Annotated in this window: 16 protein-coding genes and 1 CRISPR repeat array (1 of these 17 only partly in view); all 16 genes read right to left on the reverse strand. The window is 51.9% G+C overall.

Translation table 11 applies throughout. The features are described 5' to 3' along the window. A CRISPR array of direct repeats spans positions 1 to 5,143; the repeat unit is 30 nt; unit sequence GTTTCAATTCCTCATAGGCAGGCTATCGGC; it begins 3,715 nt to the left of the window's first position. A 152-nt stretch (positions 5,144 to 5,295) separates the two neighbouring features. The 16 genes from cas2 to MNU25_RS16950 all read right to left on the reverse strand — a co-directional run bounded on the left by cas2 (position 5,296) and on the right by MNU25_RS16950 (position 22,755). Next, a complete protein-coding gene (gene cas2 / locus MNU25_RS16875; RefSeq protein ID WP_240986133.1) occupies positions 5,296 to 5,559 on the reverse strand; it encodes a CRISPR-associated endonuclease Cas2 in 264 nt (87 codons plus the stop codon). A gap of 68 nt (positions 5,560 to 5,627) precedes the next feature. Beyond that, the gene (gene cas1b, locus MNU25_RS16880; RefSeq protein ID WP_240986134.1) at positions 5,628 to 6,623 is read right to left on the reverse strand and encodes a type I-B CRISPR-associated endonuclease Cas1b; all 996 of its coding nucleotides are present in this window, start codon (positions 6,621 to 6,623) and stop codon (positions 5,628 to 5,630) included. 27 nt (positions 6,624 to 6,650) lie between these two features. Further along, positions 6,651 to 7,172, reverse strand: coding sequence for a CRISPR-associated protein Cas4 (gene cas4, locus MNU25_RS16885; RefSeq protein ID WP_240986135.1), 522 nt, complete (start codon positions 7,170 to 7,172; stop codon positions 6,651 to 6,653). Positions 7,173 to 7,283: 111 nt separating this feature from the next. After that, on the reverse strand, positions 7,284 to 7,772 hold the full coding sequence (locus tag MNU25_RS16890; RefSeq protein ID WP_240986136.1) for a hypothetical protein: 489 nt from the start codon (positions 7,770 to 7,772) through the stop codon (positions 7,284 to 7,286). Between the two features lie 305 nt (positions 7,773 to 8,077). Continuing rightward, the gene (gene csx2 / locus MNU25_RS16895; RefSeq protein WP_240986137.1) at positions 8,078 to 9,889 is read right to left on the reverse strand and encodes a TIGR02221 family CRISPR-associated protein; all 1,812 of its coding nucleotides are present in this window, start codon (positions 9,887 to 9,889) and stop codon (positions 8,078 to 8,080) included. A 71-nt stretch (positions 9,890 to 9,960) separates the two neighbouring features. After that, positions 9,961 to 12,312, reverse strand: coding sequence for a CRISPR-associated helicase Cas3' (gene cas3, locus MNU25_RS16900; protein WP_240986138.1), 2,352 nt, complete (start codon positions 12,310 to 12,312; stop codon positions 9,961 to 9,963). Continuing rightward, positions 12,309 to 13,037, reverse strand: coding sequence for a CRISPR-associated protein Cas5 (gene cas5 / locus MNU25_RS16905; RefSeq protein WP_240986139.1), 729 nt, complete (start codon positions 13,035 to 13,037; stop codon positions 12,309 to 12,311). The genes cas3 and cas5 overlap by 4 nt, the downstream gene beginning before the upstream one ends. 6 nt (positions 13,038 to 13,043) lie before the next feature. After that, entirely contained in the window at positions 13,044 to 14,030 is a 987-nt protein-coding gene (cas7b, locus tag MNU25_RS16910) for a type I-B CRISPR-associated protein Cas7/Csh2 (RefSeq protein WP_240986140.1), read from the reverse strand. After that, the gene (locus MNU25_RS16915) at positions 14,027 to 16,090 is read right to left on the reverse strand and encodes a TM1802 family CRISPR-associated protein (protein WP_240986141.1); all 2,064 of its coding nucleotides are present in this window, start codon (positions 16,088 to 16,090) and stop codon (positions 14,027 to 14,029) included. The genes cas7b and MNU25_RS16915 overlap by 4 nt, the downstream gene beginning before the upstream one ends. 116 nt (positions 16,091 to 16,206) lie before the next feature. Beyond that, positions 16,207 to 17,262: a CRISPR-associated endoribonuclease Cas6 gene (locus tag MNU25_RS16920; RefSeq protein ID WP_240986142.1), complete on the reverse strand. Its 1,056-nt coding sequence runs from the start codon at positions 17,260 to 17,262 to the stop codon at positions 16,207 to 16,209. Positions 17,263 to 18,255: 993 nt separating this feature from the next. Then, positions 18,256 to 19,446, reverse strand: a complete 1,191-nt coding sequence (metK, locus tag MNU25_RS16925; RefSeq protein ID WP_240986143.1) for a methionine adenosyltransferase — start codon at positions 19,444 to 19,446, stop codon at positions 18,256 to 18,258. 4 nt (positions 19,447 to 19,450) lie between these two features. Continuing rightward, entirely contained in the window at positions 19,451 to 20,659 is a 1,209-nt protein-coding gene (gene coaBC / locus MNU25_RS16930; RefSeq protein ID WP_240986144.1) for a bifunctional phosphopantothenoylcysteine decarboxylase/phosphopantothenate--cysteine ligase CoaBC, read from the reverse strand. 97 nt (positions 20,660 to 20,756) lie between these two features. Continuing rightward, the gene (gene rpoZ, locus MNU25_RS16935; protein WP_240986145.1) at positions 20,757 to 20,963 is read right to left on the reverse strand and encodes a DNA-directed RNA polymerase subunit omega; all 207 of its coding nucleotides are present in this window, start codon (positions 20,961 to 20,963) and stop codon (positions 20,757 to 20,759) included. Beyond that, positions 20,960 to 21,568: a guanylate kinase gene (gene gmk, locus MNU25_RS16940; RefSeq protein ID WP_240986893.1), complete on the reverse strand. Its 609-nt coding sequence runs from the start codon at positions 21,566 to 21,568 to the stop codon at positions 20,960 to 20,962. Before gmk ends, rpoZ begins: the two co-directional genes overlap by 4 nt. 10 nt (positions 21,569 to 21,578) lie before the next feature. Beyond that, positions 21,579 to 21,854 carry an extracellular matrix/biofilm regulator RemA gene (gene remA / locus MNU25_RS16945; RefSeq protein ID WP_240986146.1) on the reverse strand — a complete coding sequence of 92 codons (276 nt, stop codon included), beginning with the start codon at positions 21,852 to 21,854 and terminating at the stop codon, positions 21,579 to 21,581. A gap of 22 nt (positions 21,855 to 21,876) precedes the next feature. Then, complete coding sequence (locus MNU25_RS16950) at positions 21,877 to 22,755, reverse strand: YicC/YloC family endoribonuclease (RefSeq protein ID WP_240986147.1); 879 nt, start codon at positions 22,753 to 22,755, stop codon at positions 21,877 to 21,879. Positions 22,756 to 23,250: the final 495 nt, after the last annotated feature.

A 23,250-nucleotide genomic window follows, 5' to 3' on the forward strand; every position in this document is an offset into this window, starting at 1 on the left:
TTCCTCATAGGCAGGCTATCGGCGTCCGACATGAGCTCGCGAAGAAAGGGGCACTCGGTGTTTCAATTCCTCATAGGCAGGCTATCGGCGGTGCCACCGTCACGAGATTCCCATCTGTCGTGTTGTGTTTCAATTCCTCATAGGCAGGCTATCGGCGGAGTCCGTACGGCTGGGCGTTCCGGCTCCGGTACCGTTTCAATTCCTCATAGGCAGGCTATCGGCTTCCAAACAAATCAACTTCCCTTGTTGCCAATGCTCGTTTCAATTCCTCATAGGCAGGCTATCGGCAAAATGATGAGATCAACTTAATTGATCTCATTGTGGGTTTCAATTCCTCATAGGCAGGCTATCGGCCAAACGCGCTTCTGACGCGGGCTGGGGGCTGTTTTAGTTTCAATTCCTCATAGGCAGGCTATCGGCGAGGGAAGTTTTAAACTATTTGGATTAGTGGTTAACAGGTTTCAATTCCTCATAGGCAGGCTATCGGCGGGCTACTGAAAGCCCAAACCGGTGGCGCGCCGTCTCGTTTCAATTCCTCATAGGCAGGCTATCGGCTGCGAAGGCCAAAGAACCTTCTGTTGTGTTTTGATGGTTTCAATTCCTCATAGGCAGGCTATCGGCTTCTATGCGTCCTCTAACGGTTATCGGCGCGCATACAGTTTCAATTCCTCATAGGCAGGCTATCGGCGAATCGCGTAAGTCTCGCTGTCGTTGAAGCATACAAGTTTCAATTCCTCATAGGCAGGCTATCGGCGCTTCATTTTAATTTAGTCCCCCTTTGTATTGGGGGAGTTTCAATTCCTCATAGGCAGGCTATCGGCCCCATTTTCAGGTAACGATGACGGATTGTCCTGCCGGTTTCAATTCCTCATAGGCAGGCTATCGGCACGCAATCTGTACTAGACTTTTTGAGGGAAAAGTGAGTTTCAATTCCTCATAGGCAGGCTATCGGCCATTAATGCCGCTTTACCTACGCTAATGGGGAATATGTTTCAATTCCTCATAGGCAGGCTATCGGCTGAAACATTGCGGTCCCGCCCGCGCGTGGCAAGATTGTTTCAATTCCTCATAGGCAGGCTATCGGCGGATTAGATACAGGGATGTTGTCTTGGGATTCTATTGTTTCAATTCCTCATAGGCAGGCTATCGGCTACTGGCTTCAACATCATTTTCGAAATTCATGAAGTGTTTCAATTCCTCATAGGCAGGCTATCGGCTACGGATGATATAGACCTGGTCTATCCTGAATCCGGTTTCAATTCCTCATAGGCAGGCTATCGGCTTCCTTCCAATTCATAGTCATTTTAAACCAACCTCCGTTTCAATTCCTCATAGGCAGGCTATCGGCTTTTTTCCTTCTCGAAATATTTCAGAACTGGCACGAGTTTCAATTCCTCATAGGCAGGCTATCGGCGTATCTCAAAATGAGACACCGTGTACATGATACGTAGTTTCAATTCCTCATAGGCAGGCTATCGGCGACGGAAAACCTTTTCTTGCGGAAATTGACATTCCGGTTTCAATTCCTCATAGGCAGGCTATCGGCGAAGACATATTGACGGTTTTCATCCGCAATGATATTGTTTCAATTCCTCATAGGCAGGCTATCGGCCCTGTTCTGTCTGACCTGCATACCATGCGTGACTACGTTTCAATTCCTCATAGGCAGGCTATCGGCTTTACCCACTTCCAGAGGCATTCCTCCATAAGATCTTGTTTCAATTCCTCATAGGCAGGCTATCGGCGGGGTTATGAATCTGGGGAGGGACTGTTAACATGGGTTTCAATTCCTCATAGGCAGGCTATCGGCAGTATAAACCCTATTGCATTTGTCAGTCATATGCGTTAGTTTCAATTCCTCATAGGCAGGCTATCGGCAAACATTCTTTTTACGGCTGAATGGTGGTTCGGCTTGTTTCAATTCCTCATAGGCAGGCTATCGGCGGGGCTGGCCATCCTCAGCCTGGAATCCCGAGGCGCGGTTTCAATTCCTCATAGGCAGGCTATCGGCAAGCTACAGAGTTCACACGCTTTTTCAAGCGTGCAGAGTTTCAATTCCTCATAGGCAGGCTATCGGCCGGCAAAGGTGTTGACAGGAAGTAAAAGATATGGTAGAAGTTTCAATTCCTCATAGGCAGGCTATCGGCATCTACTTCCAGGATGAGGAAGGGACTTTCCTTACTGTTTCAATTCCTCATAGGCAGGCTATCGGCTTTGACATTGTAAATTCTGAGATTGATCGCCTTGTCATGTTTCAATTCCTCATAGGCAGGCTATCGGCACTTAGGCTCATCAGTTCCTAAAGTTATATCCTTCCAGTTTCAATTCCTCATAGGCAGGCTATCGGCTCTGATACAAGTATACATCAACTTATGTGTAAATGGTTTCAATTCCTCATAGGCAGGCTATCGGCTTTCCGGTCTGTATAAGAGAATGGGAATATGGCTAGTTTCAATTCCTCATAGGCAGGCTATCGGCGATATTCGGAAAAAGGAATAATATTCTAGAGCATTGGGTTTCAATTCCTCATAGGCAGGCTATCGGCTGCTCAAAACTGACAGAGAGATGAAAGCGCGGGACTAGTTTCAATTCCTCATAGGCAGGCTATCGGCTCGTGGATCTGCCGGATTGTGTCAGCATTTTCCGAGGTTTCAATTCCTCATAGGCAGGCTATCGGCTTCCTTCTCGTCTTCGAGGAAATCTTGCATAAGATCAGTTTCAATTCCTCATAGGCAGGCTATCGGCGAAGGCTTTCTAGCCTTCTTTTTACCCTCATATGTGAGTTTCAATTCCTCATAGGCAGGCTATCGGCCTCATTTTCTTTTCTCCTTCTGGAAGGCGGTTGGCGTTTCAATTCCTCATAGGCAGGCTATCGGCCCTTTGAGGCGCTCGTACAGGGCGAGCGCGAACAGTGTTTCAATTCCTCATAGGCAGGCTATCGGCTTTAGCGTAGAAATTTCTGCGTCCCTCTTCTTCGTGTTTCAATTCCTCATAGGCAGGCTATCGGCTGCTCAAAACTGACAGAGAGATGAAAGCGCGGGACTAGTTTCAATTCCTCATAGGCAGGCTATCGGCGTAGCACTCCATCCAGACTGCATGGATGGATGGTGCTCGTTTCAATTCCTCATAGGCAGGCTATCGGCTATTCTGACATTTGTCTTCGGGAATTGCCATTCCCGGTTTCAATTCCTCATAGGCAGGCTATCGGCGCGATGCTCTCGACGATTGCCCCGAATGCGACGGTAGTTTCAATTCCTCATAGGCAGGCTATCGGCCCCTCTGTGAGTGGGGTCATGTTTCCGTCCCACTCAGGTTTCAATTCCTCATAGGCAGGCTATCGGCGCGGCTACTATGAGGTCACGCGGGAAACCGACCGCGGTTTCAATTCCTCATAGGCAGGCTATCGGCTGGGTATCCTTGGGGCTCTTGCTGCTTGGCGGGTTACGGTTTCAATTCCTCATAGGCAGGCTATCGGCGGTGAATAGTGGGGAAGAACAATTCAGCGTGATCCGTTTCAATTCCTCATAGGCAGGCTATCGGCTCGCGACGGAGTGCAGGGCGCGAAATTCAGCCTCACGTTTCAATTCCTCATAGGCAGGCTATCGGCTTGACGAGTATCTTGATATTGACGCACAGTGGATGGTTTCAATTCCTCATAGGCAGGCTATCGGCAGCGGCTACTATGAGGTCACGCGGGAAACCGACCGCGGTTTCAATTCCTCATAGGCAGGCTATCGGCACGGCCATTCTTGATTCCTCCTTTAAATTCGGGTTTCGTTTCAATTCCTCATAGGCAGGCTATCGGCAGGAGTAGATCATTTCCCATGACTTATTTCCCATCTGTTTCAATTCCTCATAGGCAGGCTATCGGCGGGTCCAGAGAGGGGAGGTGGCTTGCGTGTTTCTCTTGTTTCAATTCCTCATAGGCAGGCTATCGGCTCAAACTTCAATTTTAACTTTTGCCGTTTGTTTAATTTGTTTCAATTCCTCATAGGCAGGCTATCGGCCGTTCGTCCAAATGCCCTCCCAGTCCTCAGGATGCTGTTTCAATTCCTCATAGGCAGGCTATCGGCTATTTCTCGGTAACAGACTTTTCTGTGGCCAAGATCGGTTTCAATTCCTCATAGGCAGGCTATCGGCCATTTAAATTTATAAGCTTTTCCTCCTTCTTTTTTATAGTTTCAATTCCTCATAGGCAGGCTATCGGCTATCGATAATATTCCAAGGATAATAAGGGGAAGGAGGTTTCAATTCCTCATAGGCAGGCTATCGGCATTCAATCTGCTGTCGATAATAAAGACGCAAGTTTAGCGTTTCAATTCCTCATAGGCAGGCTATCGGCTCCTCATTTTCAGGTAACGATGACGGATTGTCCTGCCGGTTTCAATTCCTCATAGGCAGGCTATCGGCCATCTTCGTCCTCCTTTTGTGCTAAATATTCATTGTTGTTTCAATTCCTCATAGGCAGGCTATCGGCGGTGAGAAAATGAGACGTGTCTATATTGCCTACGGCAGTTTCAATTCCTCATAGGCAGGCTATCGGCGACGCAGACGCGATTTATGAACGTGCCTGGTCGGAAGTTTCAATTCCTCATAGGCAGGCTATCGGCGTTCCCGGCGTACTTCCCGGGGGCACGCCGTAGTTGGTTTCAATTCCTCATAGGCAGGCTATCGGCCAATATCTTTTAAAACCTGTTCCGGCAAATTTTTTGTGTTTCAATTCCTCATAGGCAGGCTATCGGCTTTAGCGCAATTTCTTATTTCTTGGTGTTCGGCGCGTGTTTCAATTCCTCATAGGCAGGCTATCGGCGACCACTGAGCCAAACATCCCCTTCTTGGTTGAGTTGTTTCAATTCCTCATAGGCAGGCTATCGGCCTGTGCATTTTGTTGATTAGATTTTGTCATATTTGATTGGTTTCAATTCCTCATAGGCAGGCTATCGGCCCTTCTTTTTTATATAAAGAGAGACCAGAGATGTTTGTTTCAATTCCTCATAGGCAGGCTATCGGCTTGCATTTAAATCAAATGCGTGCTAAAATAAGAGAGGTTTCAATTCCTCATAGGCAGGCTATCGGCTCGATAACTGGAATATCCTTTTCGTCTAGAACGGCAGTTTCAATTCCTCATAGGCAGGCTATCGGCCCATTTTGGTCGCATGGATAGGGCTCTCCCAAAAAGACCCCTTCGCTGAACTGTGCGCCCGGATTGTAAGAAAGCTGTAGAATATGGGCTTTCGCATGTCGTCGATCACCAGGACTTTTTACGCTATCAAGTATCGACGACATTTTAGATACTCAAATTATAAGGTCCTGCCCCCCCTTACGCAACCCCATAATCTCCCTGTCAGTATACCTCGTTGTACGTGACGTATAGATAATGACAGAATCCGCGTCCGGGTCGATGATTTCCTCCAATTCCATCTTAAGCTTTTTTAAACCCGCATCTCCTATATCACCTTCTAAAACGGAGTTTTGCACCCAGTTAAGGTACTTTCGACAACGTTTCAGAACTCTGGTCACTCTCTTTTCACCTACATCGTAAACGAGGATTACATACATTGGCTACCCACCCCAACTCTCAAAAAACGCCAGCCATAAAATCATAACTTGGATTGCACAAGCTCATTTTACCACTGCGTCACGAACGGTTCGTACAGCGTTTCTCCCATCAAGTGTTTCTCCAGTTTATAGAGTTCAAGGCGCATTAGGCGCCGGTATGAAACGGGACTACCGATATCCCGATGATTGATCGTTGCCTTGAGCCGGTTTTCCAGTTCTTCGACAAAGGCGCGCCTGCCGCTCTCCTTTAACAACAGCCCGCCTGCCTCCTTTTTGAAGTCCTTCTTGCTAACCATCTTCTTTCCGATCAGGGTGAAAATGGTTCGGTCGATGATGATCGGTTTGAAAATCTCCGCCACATCAAGATTCAGAGTGAAGCGGCGAAAGTTCGTCGTATGCAAATAGCCTATCCTTGGATCCAGGTGAGTGTGGTAGATCTCGCTGAGAACCGCAGAGTATATTATTCCGTTACCGAAGCTGATCAGTGTATTCATTTCGTTTTCTGGAGGTCGCTTCGAACGTCCTTCAAACGCAAAGCCTGGGTTTCCATGGATAGCGTCAAAGGCCCGATAGTATTGGTCCCTGATATTTCCTTCGATCGCCATAAGCTGTGAAATATCCGCAGTACCCCCTATCCGACCGGACAACTGTTCCACCTCCGCTAACCTTACGGCAACATCTTTCTCCCGATTTAGATAGTACTTCAATACTTGCCGGATATTGCGTGCCGCACCCTGGATAAATTGTTTAGCCAGGTACAACCGCGCTTCAGCCTTAAGATAGTGTTCAGCTTGACGCAAAATCATATAGCCCGAATTATAATGTTCCCCTGGATAAAATGTTCCGGAGTAGTACCCATAATAATTGAAATAGTGGATTAGAATCTCTTTCTGAGCGCAAAACTCAAGAAATCGTTTGTTAATGTCCACCTCTCCGAGAACCATGAGTTCGGCGGTGTCTTCAACCGGGATGTATTTATGCTCCCCTTCCTCACTCTCGAAGTAAATCGTATTGTCCTTACGACGTAACTGTCCATTCGAAAAGATATATAATGTTTTTCTCACGTTAGCCCCTTCCGTTAACACCCCAACTCAAGCCCAACACAACTCCTTGTACGCACAGTTCCTGCACAACGCAATTTTCTTCACTTGTGGAGGCTTGTCCAAGCCTAAAATTCGTTCAATTTGCTTTAGGGCACAAAATAGCTCCTCTTCCAGCGAGTCCGTTAAGATAACCTCTTCTTTCTTCTTCTCCTTGGGAAACAGCAACTCGCCTCTGGCCACAATCCCTCGCTGCTTCAGTTCCCATAGGTAAAACGCCAACTGCATCTTAGCGCTTCTTGCATATCTGGAACTCTTTTTCACCTCACCCACCACCAACCCATCTTTATCCTGCCGGACGATATCTAGCTTGATATTGCCTACCGAGATTTCTTTCTCTTTGTCCCGTACATAAGTGTGTTCGTGAATGAACCTGCCAACATCCATATTGGGATCGTCCTCATCCGGATTGATCTGGTGGGCCATGAGCCAAACTTCCCTTGGACAACAGAAATAGTACCAGACAATTGTACCCGTAATATTGAAGCCAGTGGGGTTCGGGTTCATCTCCATAAGTAATCACTCCAAAATACGCTAGCGCAGCAGTATATGAATCTGCAAATGACTTCCGTCCCGTCCGCCTAGGGTAGAATCGCGTTTGGGTACACAGCGGAAAGTTCTCCTTTAGCCACCACTCGGCGACCATGCCTTGATCGCCTGAACCTTCTTCACGTTCTTCTGCCCGGTCGGTTTTTTCCATTGATCTGGCTTGTTCGTCTGGTACCAAACCGCCAAACGCTGGGCAATCATCCTTCGTTCCGCTTCCGGGCGACTGGTGTCTTCTAATCGTGGCAACCATTTATTCGTCATCGCTGTCATAAACCGCTCTGGTTGAACGTCAAATCCATCTTCGTCCATTTCCCGTTCCATGGGCGTCATAGCGGCCCTCCGCTCCCGTCCCAGCTCTGTCACTTTTTCTTCTTCCTGTTTCTTTATCCTAAGGCTCCATTGATTGCGCAGGTCAAAAAGTGCGCCTTCTTTGATAAACTCTTTATTTTCCCTGTAACCAACCGGACCATAGCCCATATACAGCAGACCTTGCTGACGAGCATCCGCATCCAATTCGGATGCAATGAGAGGTTCTTTGCTCCGAAAATCGATCTTCATCAGCAAACGCGCCTGCCCACCCTGGATATTCCCTGGCCCTTGCCCGCTCCTGGCACTGCCAAAAATCTGGCTTTCCTCACGGCTCACCGTTTCCACACTTCTTAACCGTCCTAAGGCGACCACGCGATACCAGTAACGCAGCGTCCCTTTCTAGGATGCCGCTTCGAACCTCCGGTCGGTCTTATTGGCTCCATACATGAAAAGAGGCGATACGACTTTAACTGTCACGCAAAGTTTCTCCATCATTCGCCCCCCCTTGTGAGTTCTCTTCCTGTGCCTGTACCGATCCATTCACCGCACAGGGTCCTTGTTTAGGACAGGTAGAACATCTCCCCCTCAACAAAAGGTACCTGTTTCTGTTCATCCGCAAGGCGCCTATCGGCAAATGCCACCTCATGGACTAAGTAATCCCTATCCCTTAGGGAACTTGCCACTTCCTGCACCGCGTATTGCAACGCTGTCGTCCCCCCGGTAATGTTGACAAAGATCTCCACATTTGGGAGAGACTCAACCGCTCGTGAAATCTCTGCTTCTATCTGCGGAAGTTCTTGAAAACATGTGAACGGATCTTCTACCACGATTTTCTGCAGAGTCCCTTGATATTCGGCGTGTTCGGTAATCCGCGGCAAGTCGGCATCCGCTTCTTGGGAGGTAAGGACGAGAACGTGCTCGGGTGCCAATCTTCGCAACGCACTGAACAATGGTCCCGCAGATAAGCCTAACGGTGATAAGAGCAGGCGCGCAGCCTTCTGCATTTCCCCCGTCGCCCTCATTGGCCATGTTGGATCCTTTCCTGCCTGCATCTCGACGATGCGTTCAAATTTGGTCAGTATCGTGCCTAACACAGTTTCGAACTTGTGGGCACGGTGATTCTTACACGTGTATTCCGCATGGTCCAAGTCGTTACGATAATCCATAATACCATCCAGCAACTTAGCCACCTCGAGTAATTCCAAATCATTACGCATGGCATCCACTATCCACGATTGCGATTTTATGGCGTTTTCCCATCGTTCTGCCGCAATGTTCTGAGCCAAAACCTTTGCCGCTTTGGTGATAAGCTCACGTTCCCGGCCACATTCCGCCTTGAGACCGTGTTCCTCATATCCAACAGCTGAACACAGGAAAGAAATCACGTTCTCCCGCAGAATAGTCCAGGCTTGCTGTATTTTATCGTGGTCGAGACACCAGCGCACCAGCGCGTTGGCCTTTTGAATATCTGTACCGGCCAACATATTGGCCATCTTACCCCGAACCACGTCCAGGATAGGCAGCAAGGCTTTAATATAAGGCACCGGTTCATCCTTGTTCATCACTGCATTTTGCGATATGCCGGGAAGTGTGTCCCTGAGAATTGTCCGGGTTCGGCACGTAGCGGCTTGCTGAGAAAATTCATGCAGGTTCTTGAGCAACCGGTTTAGCAGATGAAGGTTCTCATCCGTGGTCTTTAAGCTGGCATTAACTGGAGAAAGCTCGACCCGGGCTATGCCATAAAGATCCTTGGTATCCCCAGCCTTAACAAAATGGTCTGCGGCTGCGGACCAGTCCATCAGCCTAACAAACTCTTTCAGATCAATTACGTCCACCAAACGTTCTCTCAGCGGCATATTCTCCACTTCGTTCCTGCGCCCCAGGGCCTCGAAAGCTCCGTAGACGATTCCCTCGATCTTGATCTTCCGAAAAACACGGGCATAGTTTAAAAGCAGTAAGCTCAAAAACGGCAGGCTTCGATAGGAGTGGGTGATATCAAAAATGACCTGATCCCCGACGTTGACATTGCGCTCCACTACTTCAAAGATTGACCACATCTGGTCTATCGTGAAACCTTCGCAAACGTCCACTGTGCGCACCCGAATTCCCGAGTACGCCTCCTGTGACAACTGCTCAGTCAGTTCTTCCTCAAGCGGCCGTTCCCCGTTCGGTCCATTTCTCGACCAGTTTCTCTCTCGCGCTTCTCGTGTAAGAAAAATTATGATCTCCCGTTCTTGAGTCAGATCCCCTAGGAACAATTCCACTAACGCGGTCTGGATGAAACGCCGTGGAGCAGCCTCTCCGACCTGCGTTCGATAAACACAAGGCAAATAGTTATTCGTGCCGAGAAAGCTCATCAGTTTTAAACCCATCTATATCCACCTCTCTATGAAAACAACCGGGATCCACCATACAAGACAATGCTTGTCAGCGTCAAGCCCGCTTAGAATATCCTCGTCTCCCCCTCCACTGTCAGCCCGCATCGCCTGGAATAGTATCCGGAGCGAAGGAGCCAGAGGTCGTTGACATACTCGTCCGCGATCTGGCGGGGATGAAACCCCGGCCTGGCGAGGACATTGATTGAGATCATGGCAATTCTTGAAGCCAAAGCTCTCCAAGCTTCCCTGCGTTCCCATCGGTCCGCCACCCGGCGCGCTGCGTCCATCTCCCCTTGCAGGCTTGGATCTTGCTCCAATACCAGAAACGTAAATTGGGCCTTCTCTTTACCTCTCAGAAGCTCCCGGACAGGAACCCCCTCCTGCCAGCATAAAAAGCGCTGCAGATGCTCTCCTCCACTATTCTTGCGCTTGGACAATTCCAGAAAATAATGCTCGGTGTATGGCAGCACATCTTCTTCCACCACCGTTTCCAAACCGAGCAGAAGTTCACGGGTGACCTGCAAATGCACAGGATCGTAAATCATGCTCGAATAACGTTTGTCGTTTTCATTCACAATATCCACAACCCGAACCACACCGCGAGGCTTCAAGCCTTCCCGATTACACCTTCCGGCAACCTGAATCAAGCTGTCCAAAGGGGCGAAGTCGCGGATCACCATGTCCATGTCAATATCCACCCCCGCCTCAATAGACTGAGTTGAAACCACGATACATGGCTTCCCCTCCTTAATCCGCTCCACGGTAGCCAATCGGTCTTTCGGAGTCACGTCTGCACTGATGAAAAAGAGCGGCGTCTCTTCTTCCGCCTCTCCCCATCCTTCACAAAGTGCCTGCCATACTTTTCGGGCGCTTGCTCTGGTGTTGAGCGTGATTAAAACCCTTTTTCCCTCCCCCAGCCACCCGGGCAGTTCCTCCTGCATTTGATCGCAGAAAACATCCAAACTCAATACCTCCTCCAGATGCAACTGAAGTTCATACCGCGAAAAGGCAGAAAAATAGGAAGCGTAGTCCGTAACCAGCGGAGTCTGCCCTGAGACAAAGGCCGGCAACGTTGCCGACATCAGCAACAGCTTGGTACTGCCTAAGCTCACCAAACCTTTCAGTACCCGGTCCAGTGGCTGCCATAGCTGGCAGGGAAGGGACTGAACCTCGTCCATAACAATAAGTGCATCGCAGAGGTGATGAAAGCGCATTTGATAGCGGGCTTTTGGCTCAAGCAAACTCATGAGAAACTGATCGTAAGTGGTAATAATCAGTTCACTCCGCCAAGTATCCACAAAAAACCTTTCTTCTCCGGCTTCCAGACCTTCGGCATAACGCCGGTCGGCTAGCGAATGACTGGTCAGGAGCCAATGACCATCCCGCTCAATCCCACCTGCAGACAGAAGCTTGGCATACTCTTTGACCGTTTGGTCAATTACCGACAGCAACGGTAAAACAACGATGATTTTAGGGGGATTTTCTCCCATCTTTCGAGCTTGCTCCTGCATACTGAGTGCCCACGTCGCGGCCAACAACGTCTTTCCACATCCTGTCGGGGCGGTCAAACTAAAGATCCTGTCCCCGGAATGGTGCTCCATGGTCCCCACGGCCTCTTCTCTCATTCTCCGGCGCAACCGGTTCGTCAGGGTATCCTGCGGTTTCCCCAGGCATCGCTCAACCCACTGCGGCTCCCATCGCCGTGCCTCCCTTTTAAGATAATTTTTGGGTTCTGCCACCGCTAAAAGCGCCTTGTCAGCCTCCAGAAGCAAGGAAAACAGCAATTGAGTCTTTAGGCGAAACAGTACTGCTTCACCCTCTCCCAGCTTTTGCAAGGCCGCGATCAGAGCGTCGTCGAGATAACGCCTCATTCTCTGGACAAAACGCCCCGGCTCTTGACGTATGCTCCCCCAATCCAACTCGGTCAGAGGGAGGCCCGTCTCTTTCTCCAGTTCCGGCACATTCAAAGTGAGCAGCAGCTTCTTCAGTACCCGGGCAGTCTCACCGCCGGCAAAATTGTCCAGATCATGATCGGAGCAGGAAACTGCTCCGATCTTTCTTTCCGGAAACGTCGGTAAAGAGCCGTGGTGTCCCCGCACCACCGCGGCCAAAGCGAGTGCCTCAAGGGCCTCCCATCTTTCCGCTTCACTCAAGCATAGGGTCAACAGCAGGGAAAGGGGAGTATGAGCTTTTTCCCTGGGATCACCCTCGAAGTGCAAAGGATCCTGAATGTAGGTCTGAAAGGCCGCAGAGGCTTTGCCAAGGTCGTGGAAACGCGCCAGTTTCGGCAGCCATCCGGCCACACTGTCCCTCACCGGCTTGGAATGCCACTGTTGCAGCGCATCCAGCCCCTGCTCGACCTGCTCAATGTGTTCACGGAGTTCCAAGTGAGGATGTGAGTAAAGCGGCATACTCATAAGAACATGATCACCTTTCCATCCACTTCATATCCTTCCGAGGTGCGCGTGGGAATGGGACGCCCATCCTTTTCCAGGACATAACCGTCATGGGTAAATACGCGGTCCGCTGTAACGGAACGGGGCATGCGCAGTAGATGCAGCGCCAGGTTCTTTGCCAGTACCTGAGGGACCTCAATTTCACCCTCTCCTTGCCGGATGACAGACGTTACGTCATAGAGCCCCGGCGGCAGGGGCTTGGCCGCAGCCGTACCGAGGTAGGTAATATCCGCCATCATCTCGGAAAGCCCCATACAAGGCTGAAAATACCAGGCCCGTTTCCTTACTCGCCGCTCAAACTCGGCCTGATGTGGCTGCGGTAAGGATACCCATAGTGTGTAGCTCGGGTTAAACAACCATTCTTGGTCAATTAGAGTCGCTTTTTCCGGTTTGGTCGTCTTCGTCTCAGTTTGCGACCGCCTGATCGTGTGTGGCAGCAGCTCCGGCGGATCCTTGCGCAGTTTGGCCTTGTGCCAAAACCCTTGGGGAACTTCACCCGTTAAAGCCACTTGGCAGGGTTCAAGCACAACTTGCGGACTGTCTTTAGCGAGGCCGAGCACGGCTCCGATCAAGCCAAGAATAACGGTTCGCGGCGGAATCGGATAACTTAAAGCACTCGCTCCCGCTTCCGCGCGCAGGAAGTGCGCAAAGCGCCCATTCAGTTGGAAAGAAATCAATTCACTCATCTGGCATCATTTCCCCTGGGGAAGATCTTCGACAGCGAACTCTTCCCAATACTCCGGCAATGGCTCGGTCAGTGCCATATCTTTCGATAAGGCATAGCGCACATTGGAAATCCGGCTTCTCTCCCCTTCAATCCGGGTCAGGAGCTTTCCCAGATCGACCCGGTAGTCATCAGGAGAAGCCCACTCTTTCTCCCCTTTTCCCGTGGCAGCCTCGAGTCTTACATAGTCGTGCAGCCGTCCGAATTGAAATTCCTCCCCCGGTTGATATTCAATGCTGAGAAGCAGACGAGGGATCTGACCCACCTTCGTCCGGGTGTTGCCCGCACTTCTCACTCCGTGCCAAAGCGAGTGGAGAAAGAGCTCATAATCTTCATCACTTAACCGGGATACCTGTGCCGAATGCTCATTCGCCACCCCGGAAAAACCGATCAAAGCGTAGCGTAAACCGTAATACGACGTAAACGTGCCCTGACTCTTGGTGTCATCGCTTGCGAAGACAGAAGTTCCGTGAATATCGACACTCTCCGCCTGATGCAATACTTCGCCCATATTGAGCTGTACGGCACCGGTCAGCGTCTTCGGCTCTGGTTTCGGTTCCCAAGTTTGGTCTTTGCCTTTTTCGTCTTTCAACTTCTCGGCCTTAAAAGCTAGGGAACTCCCAAACAAGCGGGCATCTATGAAGGCATTAAGGAGAACGTCGACCAATGCCTTTCCATCCACTTTTTCTTTGCCGTTGTTGGCGAGGTAATGCACCACCCTTCCGGTCAGGTTTGTGGTGCGGCCCTCGATGCTGTCCACCAGAATCTCGTACTTCCGGCTCTTCAAGAAATCCCGGCAGAAACGTTTTAAGCGGACATCCGTGACATAATAAGTTCCATCCGGTAATACACGGGGCCGGTTTTCGTCAGGGTCTCCGTTCGGGTTACCCATCTTAATATCATACAGAAAGAGAAATTCACGCCGTCCACTCAGTGCTTTAATCGACTCGCTCATTTTTGTGCCTCCTGTTCTTTTGCTTTAGACGGTAAAATGTTTTCCGTCATTGATTGTCCTAAAAGTAAGAAATAGTTGGTCTTTACTTCGTCCAGTTGAACGTGATCCCCCAGGCTGATCCCGAGTTGCCCCAGCTCCTGTATAAGCATGCGAATCTCCGCACTCTTCTCTGCCTCATAAGCTAAAAGTTTTTCCCGTGTCTTGACATACAGTTCGGGAAGATCTTTTCCTTTGAGAGTCAGCCTCTTGAGCCATGTCAAAGCATTCGCGCCGACGTTGACTCCTTTCGCCCCCTGAACTTGAAGCAGCTTGCCATAAAGCACTCCCAAAAGGAAGGCAAAAGCTTTTTCGGGCGTATCTATCCCGCTTTCCTCGCCGAAATAAGGTTTAAGGCTCTCCATCGCCGGTTGAAATCGCTCTCTCGTCATTGGAAGCACACCCACTCCTTCACTTGAAAAATACCTGAGATACCAATGAACGTGTTTAACCCAAGCAGCGGCAGAAATCTCTTTTCCGTTTTTACTCACAAACTCGTACAGGAGACTGCGATAACCGTCCTTATTCTCCACCGCTTCTGCCAAATAGCAGCGCGCCGTGATTAACACCTCATCCCAAAACCTTTTTTCCCCTATTGGGGTACCGTGATAAATAGCGGCAGCCAGAAGGCGTTTCAGTTGAGCTAGCCGTTTGCTGCTATTCAAGTCTTTGGTCTTGTTCCCACCGGGCCGTAAAAACAAGGAATTGAGGGCGGATAAAGCTAACTGCGGTTTAAAATTGAGAGACCCGTTTGCCAGGAACTTGCCGGGGAAAAGTGGACTGGTCCATGCTCGCGTCTGCGCGTTGAAAGCGGACAAATAGCGTAACCGACTTGGTAAAATTTGCGTGATTATACCGGACACATTCTCAATGTTCTGCCCCACATCCGCCCACAGAATGGTCAAATTGAGAATCCCCTGTTCGTCTTTCAGACGGTCGAGTAGGCCTTCCTCCTCCGCCTCCACATCTCCTTTGAACTTCTCGACGTATTGTTGGACATCATGAATACAACTCAGCCGCATGTCTAAAGGAATTCCCGGGAAAAACTCCGGAATGACCAAGGCGCTGTCGCCGGCCACTCTTGCGCCGAAGGGCTGCCTTTTCTTGTCGGCCCCCCCCTTCTTCAGGACATGGAATTTAAACACATAAAGCAGGTCGGCACAGGCGGCACATAGAGCATATCCCTTCCATGCCGCCAGAGGGTCTATTCCTGGGAAAACCCCCGCTCGGTCGGTATTGAGCAGGTTTACCCCTGCCCCTTTAAGCCCGTTGGGGAAAACTGTAACATTTTCTTGCCCACAGAGTGGGCAGCGTGCACCTTCTTGGGCCGGTGAGCTTCCGGTCACATAGCGATCTCCCGCCAGCTTTTCTAGCAGAAGGTAGTCCGTGTAAATCTCTTTTTCTCCGGGGAGTTTTCCCGCCGCGTCCCTTACAGTTAAAAAAACCGTATTTTTCTCCGGCCCGATACGGTCCACGGCGCAAGCGAGAAGAGAAGAATAGCCCTCCTCTTTCCAGTTGACCAGTGTTCCGTCTGTCAATCTGATCTGCGGCCTTGCCAGAAGATTAAGGATTTCGGCGAAATACGCGGACCAGGGCTTTTGCGCCTGCGCCACCTCCCGAAAGTACTTCAGAGTGTTATTTAAAACATTTTCCGACGGGCCCCCACCTTTTTCTTTTGCATAGGTCCTTTTAATAACCGGACCAACCGCCGGACTCATATTTCCTGATGGTTTCATAAAGGGCAATTTGTGACTTGGACATCCCCCTCCGGGCCGCGTTCCTTCCGCCACTACCTCTTGGACAGATAACCTTACTGTGTCCCCCGATTCCGCCTCCAATATATAAACCTTGTCCACCCTGCCACTGTCTTCAACCAGGTAGGAAAACAACTTTCCCGGGGAAGTTGTTCTTATGCTCCTGTACCAAGCCTCGACATCGCTTGCCGAAGCTCCTTCACTTAGGGTTCCGCCACCCAGTTGTTCAATCAGGTAGTCCAATGCCAAGGCACGCATTGAGGCAATCATAGTTTAACCACCTCCTCTTGATGGGACTTTGCGTTTAACAGGACTTCGATCCCCGTTATCCCCTCCCCATTACCTCCAAACAAGTGAGGAACCTGCTGCGGAAATTCCGGTGGACGTTACCCCCTTCCCATCAGTTCCAAACACCCGAAACCCTGGGCATTTTTACTCCCCAAGCCCGCGTCTACGGCCAGTTGCAGTAAACTCCGGACCCCATACAACTCCAAAGAACCCGAATATCCCTTGATAATCCCTCCCTTATATTCGATGATGTGCAGGCGCGGTTGGCCAAGTGCCCGAAGGCGCAGCCCTACCGCATTCGAGGTGTTTCCTTTCTTTCCTCCCTTCCCTGCCAACCCTTCTTCACTCACATCCTTCCTTTCCCTCCCCTGCACGTTTCCTCTTTCCAATGTGTTTCCTCCTTTCGGCAGGTTCACCCTTCCGCCCCTTCCTTCCTCCCTGTCCACTCCGTCCCCCCTTTTCTCTTTTTCACCGGCATCCTCCGCCTGCCTCCCGTACCCTTCTTTTTCACCCTGGCCTTTCTCTCCCATTCTGCCGTGCCGGACATCCCTCACCTCCTTATGCCAGACTGAAGGGTTCAGTTCCTCAAGGCCTGCTGCCTTTCTCTCCAAATTATCCGACACAAGCCGCTGAAATTCAGCCTCACCCGGTTGGAAATAAACAGTGTATTTGCTCCCATCCCCTCTAAGCAGCGTGCTGTAAGCGACAATGGGCGACAATGTTCGTACGCGGATCCTTATCGCGGTTTCCGAATCCTGGGGCTCGTCATTTCCCTGCCAACCCTGCATCACGTTTGGTTTCTCCACCCGGACCTCCTCGACCTCGGCCACCACAGGTCCGACGTTGATCCGGCCGGCCCTCAGGATTCCGGTTGCCAGTGCTCCCAGAATCTCGTCCACGGGCGACGAGATCACCCATTGGCATCCTTGCGCAAATCGTATCTTGGAGTGGTCAGGCGTCAGTTCGTAGCGTCCCAGAAGTCGGGAAAAAGTGAAATGGCGAAACACCCGGCCCTCCCCTTCGAAACCAAAGTCGTGGACTCTCATCCCAACCTCACCGTTCATCAGGCTGTACGCGAGACTTTGCAGCCAATAATTGTAGTGAATCGGAAGCCAGCCATCCTCTAAAAACCGCAGAAACATCCTTACCCGCATCCCTTTCTCCCCCTTCCTTTTTTCTCTATCATCCTCTTTTCCGGGCACACCGAGTGCTTCTTGGCGTGGCAAGGCGTGATAAATTTACGTGTAAATTTGTAGATATTCGCTTTTCCGCAAGCATGCACTTCTTGGGCCCCGTACTGCGGAGACCACCGTACCCAATAGGCTAAAAGTTCCTCTACTCGCTGCGCCTTGCCCCCGCGCGAACCGCAATAGGTCCTAGGACCGAACCGCAACACGGCTCGAAACCGACACACGACCCACTATCGACCCGATCTTCATGTATTTCTCGGTGAAAGAACATTTTTCCTCTAAATGTTCTAAGTGTTCGCCAAAAAAGAGGTACTTTCCTTCAAGATATTGAAATATTCGTGTCCAGTGGGTCTCTGACCGCGAGCTTGGTCGGGCTTTCCAGGTACCTGCCTCCCGTTGGGTCCTTCTTACACGACAGAGATATCCTCTCTGTGGTATATTCATCCTCTGTGAGGACATCTCTGTCGGCCTTCTTACACGACAGGTGTCTTCCCCATCTCCTTACATTCTAACAAAGCCTGAGGACAAAAATCTGCAACAGGGGCACTCCGTGTAAAAATTCTATCGGATTTTTGGCCCAGTCTCTTGAGTCCTAGTCTTTTTTTTGTTTCGACCTTGTTTATCCCGGCCTTTCTTGCCCCAGCCACACATAAAAACGCCCCCTGCTACGGACAAAAAAATAACCCCGGACCCTACAAAGGCCCAGGGGGTTCTTCCTTAGGTGATCCCATCAGACAATCCCCGTGTCTTTTCCCCAGACAAGACCTTGACCACTCAAGACTAAGGTCATCCCTGCCAGAACCGTGGGCTATCCATCTAACCACGCCCATCGGAATCTCTTTCGTTTAGGATCAGGCGCTCGTTCATCTAAGACCTACATTTTTGCATTGGGCCTGGGCGTCTCTCGTTCTTGCGCCTGACTACAAATCCCTGTACCCACAATCTCTGCAAATATCCCTACAACCCCGCCTGCTCCTTCAGCGCCTCGGCTTTGTCCGTCATCTCCCAGGGCAGGTCCAGATCCGTGCGGCCGAAGTGGCCGTAGGCCGCGGTCTGGCGGTAGATGGGGCGGCGCAGGTTCAGGCTTTTGATGATTCCGGCCGGGCGCAGATCAAAATTGGTTTTGACCAGCCTCCCGATCTCCTCATCCGGGATCCTGCCCGTGCCAAAGGTCTCGACCGAGACCGAGACCGGCTGGGCCACACCGATGGCATAGGCGAGCTGGATCTCGCAGCGTTCCGCCAAGCCGGCCGCCACAACATTCTTCGCCACATAGCGGGCGGCGTAAGCGGCCGAACGGTCCACTTTTGTCGGATCTTTACCGGAGAAAGCGCCGCCGCCATGCCGGGCCATGCCGCCATAGGTATCCACGATGATTTTGCGCCCGGTCAGCCCCGCGTCTCCCTGCGGGCCTCCGATGACAAAGCGGCCGGTGGGGTTGATGAAGTACTTCGTGTGCTCGTCCAGCAGCTCTGCCGGCACGGTCGGAAAGATCACATGCTCCAAGAGGTCGCGCCGGATCTGCTCTTGGGCAATTTGCGGGTGATGCTGGGTGGAGATGACGATGGTGTCCACCCGTACCGGTTTGTTATCCTGATACTCGACCGTCACCTGAGTCTTCCCGTCCGGGCGCAGATAATCCAGAAGGTCGGATTTGCGCACCTCGGACAGGCGGCGGGCTAAGCGATGAGCTAAGTCAATCGGCAGCGGCATATAACTGTCCGTTTCATTCGTGGCATAGCCGAACATCATGCCCTGATCGCCGGCCCCGATGGCCTCGATCTCGCCGTCTGACATTTCCCCGGTCTTTGCTTCCAGGGCTTTGTCCACACCCAAGGCGATGTCCGCGGATTGTTCCCCGATGGAAGTCAGAACCGCACAGGTGTCGGCGTCAAAGCCAAACTTAGCCCGGGTGTAGCCGATCTCCCGGATCGTGTCTCTGACGATATGAGGAATGTCCACATAACAATGGGTCGTAATCTCCCCGCTCACCAGGACCAGGCCAGTCGTCACCGCGGTCTCGCAGGCCACCCTCGCTTCCGGATCCTTGGCAAAAATCGCGTCGAGAATCGCGTCCGATATCTGGTCGCAAATTTTGTCCGGATGCCCCTCAGTCACAGACTCCGAAGTAAACAGTCTCTTTACCATGTCCTCACTCCTTCGTTTCCAGCCCGAGCAAAGCTTCGATCTCTTGAACGAGTCGGCGCGCAACCTCGAGTTTATTCATTTGAGGCAAATCTTCTCTCCTTCCGTCGGGAAAGAGAAAACTGACAATATTCGTCGGGCTGCCAAATCCCGCCCCGGGCAAAGTCACATCGTTAGCGACCAGCATGTCCAGGTTTTTGCGCTGAATTTTTTCCCTGGCAAAGGAAATGAGGTTTTCCGTCTCGGCCGCAAAACCCACTAAGATCCGTTTTTCCTTGTTCCGGGCCAATTCCGCCAAAATATCGGGGTTGGGCACGAGTTCGAGCTGCCAATTGGCGCCGGTCTTCTTGATCTTCTGCCCGGCTTCCTCAGCCGGCCGGTAGTCCGCGACCGCCGCCGCCATGACCACAATGTCAGCCTCCGCGTAACGGTCCAGAACCGCTTCACGCATCTTCAGAGCCGTGGATACCTGAATGGTTTCGACACCCGGCGGCGGGGAGAGCGCCGTAGGAGCGCTGACCAAAATCGTCTCGGCGCCCGCTTCTTGCAGAGCTTCGGCCACGGCATAGCCCATCCTCCCGGAGCTGCGGTTCGTCAGATAGCGCACCGGATCGATGGGTTCCTGCGTCCCGCCGGCTGTGACTATGGCCCTTTTTCCGCGCAAACGGTCCTGCCGGGCGAAAAAGCGTTCCAGGAAACGGACGATCTCCTCCGGTTCGCTCATCCGCCCGTCTCCCTCGCTGCCGCAAGCCTGAAAACCGCTGGCCGGGCCGATAACCCTCACCCCTCGCTCCTCCAGAAGGCGAAGGTTGTCCTGGGTGGCCGGGCTGTGGAACATGACGTGATTCATGGCCGGCGCGACAAAGAGCGGCGCCTTGGTCGCCAGAATTACGGTGGAGAGGAAATCGTCCGCCAAGCCAATCGCCATTTTCGCCAAAAAGTTGGCCGTGGCCGGGGCAATCAAAGCCGCGTCGGCTAATACCGCCAGAGCCACGTGTTCAACCGTTCCCAGGGCCGGTTCCGCATACAGATCCAGGTGCACTGGATTCCCGGAGAGACTCCGCAGAGTGACCGGAGTAATAAACCGGACCGCGGAATCCGTCATGGCCACGTGCACGTCCGCTCCCATCTTTCGCAGCCGACTCACAATTTCGGCGGCTTTATAAGCGGCAATACCACCCGTAATCCCCACCAGAATCTTCTTGCCTTCAAGCATCCTTTAATCCCTTCACAAGCGCTTCCTAAATTATTTTCCCTGCGCAATTTCGTCCCAGGCTAGGCCGAGATTTGATTTGTATCCTTTGGTCGCTTCCTCATTTAGTCCCTTCGCGAGGTTTCTCTAGAATCAGTTTTCCCTCTGCGATTTCCTCCAGAGCCACACTTACCGGTTTGACACCCTTGTCCAATTCCTCTTGGTCCGGATTCTCCATTAACATACGGGCCCGCTTGGCCGCCGCCACGACCAGGGTATATTTACTGTCCACTTTTTGCATCAAAACATCCAAGGAAGGTTGTTTCATGAAACTGCCCCCTTAAAGAACAACGGTCTCCTCTTCACACGGCATTTTTCCGCGACCAATATGCTGTGCAGTTTTTCTACCGCCGCAGGAATTTCATCGTTCTCAACCACATAGTCATACTCAGAAACGTATTCCAACTCGTGTACGGCAGTGTCCAGGCGTTTACGGATAACTTCCTCGGCTTCGGTCCCGCGCTTGTGAATCCGTTCTGCCAGCACATCCAAAGACGGCGGCACCACGAAAATAAACACTCCTTGGGGAAAGCGCTTTTTGATCTGGAGTGCGCCCTGAATCTCAATTTCCAAGATCACATCCCGGCCTGCTTGCAAGGACTGCTCAACGGCAAAACGCGGCGTACCGTAATAGTTGCCGCAAAACTCAGCCCACTCCAGAAGTTCGTCCTGCTCCACCATGGCCCGGAACTCGTCCCTGGAACGGAAAAAATAATGAATCCCTTCAGTTTCCCCGGGGCGCGCTGCCCGGCTGGTGGCCGAGACCGAATAGACCACATCCGGAACCTGGCGCAGAAGTTCCCGGCAGAGCGTCCCTTTGCCGGCACCGGACGGACCGGAAAGAACGATGAGCAAACCGTTGCTTTTCTCCACCCCACTCACCTTAATCCGCGGGATCTTCCGCATGGACGCCGGAGTCCCTGGCGGACAACCGATGCGCTACTGTTTCGGGCTGAACCGCCGAGAGAATGACATGATGGCTGTCGCAAATGATCACAGCACGCGTCCTGCGGCCATAGGTGGCGTCGATCAGCATCCCTTCGTCCCTGGCCTCCTGAATGATGCGCTTGATCGGTGCGGATTCCGGGCTGACGATGGTAACAATGCGGTTTGCCGAAACGATGTTGCCGAAGCCGATGTTAATTAACCTTATATCCAACCTGAACCCTCCAATATGTATATTATTCGATATTCTGCACTTGTTCCCGGATTTTCTCCAACTCGCTCTTCACCCGGATCACAACTTGAGCGACGGCCAAATCATTGGCCTTCGAACCGATGGTGTTAATCTCGCGATTCATTTCCTGAAGCAAAAAGTCTAGTTTACGCCCGCTGGGTTCGGCGGCCTGCAAGGCCCCGCCGCTCTGCAGGATATGACTGTGCAGGCGGACCAGCTCTTCCGTAATGGAAACCTTATCGGCAAAGAAGGCGGCCTCATTGAGCAGACGGGCCTCATCCACCACCGTCTCCCCCAACAAGATCTGAATCCTTTCCTTCAGCTTCTCACTGTACTCGGCCGGCAGGATCCCGGCACGTTCCTCAATCAAGCGGAGATCCTCTCCGATCCCCTCGAACCGCTTTTGCATATCCTGGGCCAGTTTGACGCCCTCCGCGCGCCGCATTTCGTTAAAACGGTCCAAGGCTTGCTCCAGGGCCTTAGCCCAAACCTCCCAGACCTCCTCCAAATCCACCTCGGCTTCTTCCACTCGCAGGACTTCAGGCAAGACCGCCAAACGGTAGATGTCTGTCTCATAAGACGTCTGGAGCGCTGACGCGAGTTCCTTCAGTGTTTTATCATACGACAGCGCTAATTCTTTGTCAACCTTAACCAATCTCTTTCTTTCTTCCGTTTCCACCGTATTGATATAGACTTCGATCCTCCCGCGCCGGACGCTTTCCTGAATCACCTTCCGCACCCGCTCCTCCAGCCCGGCATACGGCCGGGGCAGCCTGGCCGCCACCTCCAGGAAACGGTGATTGACGGACTTCAGTTCCACCGTGACCCGATAACCCCCGCCGGCGGCCTCTCCCCGGCCGAACCCCGTCATACTGATTGCCATCGAATCCTCTCCTTCATCCTTGATCTATGTCTTGCGCAACCGGTTGCCAATCTATGCAAGAACTTTGTCCGCCGGGCACGAAAGAACGGGGAACCTCTTGTCCCCCGCTGCCCCTGACCGCTTGGCGGCGCCAAAAGCCTTTTTCATCCTCTCGCTCGGCCGCAACTCACGGCAACGTCTCGCGTTCCGATTCTTACGGGTGAAGACACATCTTAGCCCCGCTTCACCTCTCGGGCAGCGGCCTCTCCCCGTCCCACCCTCACGGGCAGCGGCGTGTTTCTGTCCCGTTTCGCTCCCCCGCCCGGCGGCTTCTCCCGTTTCACCCTCTCGGGTAACGGTGGGTCTTGGCCCCGCTTGACCCCCCGGACGCCGGCATCTTTCTGTCCCGGCTTTAGCCCGGTTGGAAAACGTTCAGTGTCCTGTTCTGTTCTGACAGAAACGATACGGATTGATGCTCCGCCCCGGCGTTTCATGGGCATCGGAGCCCGGCTATTT

The organism is Acididesulfobacillus acetoxydans, assembly GCF_902729405.1.
In the GTDB taxonomy this organism is placed as follows: Bacteria; Bacillota; Desulfitobacteriia; order Desulfitobacteriales; family Desulfitobacteriaceae; genus Acididesulfobacillus; species Acididesulfobacillus acetoxydans.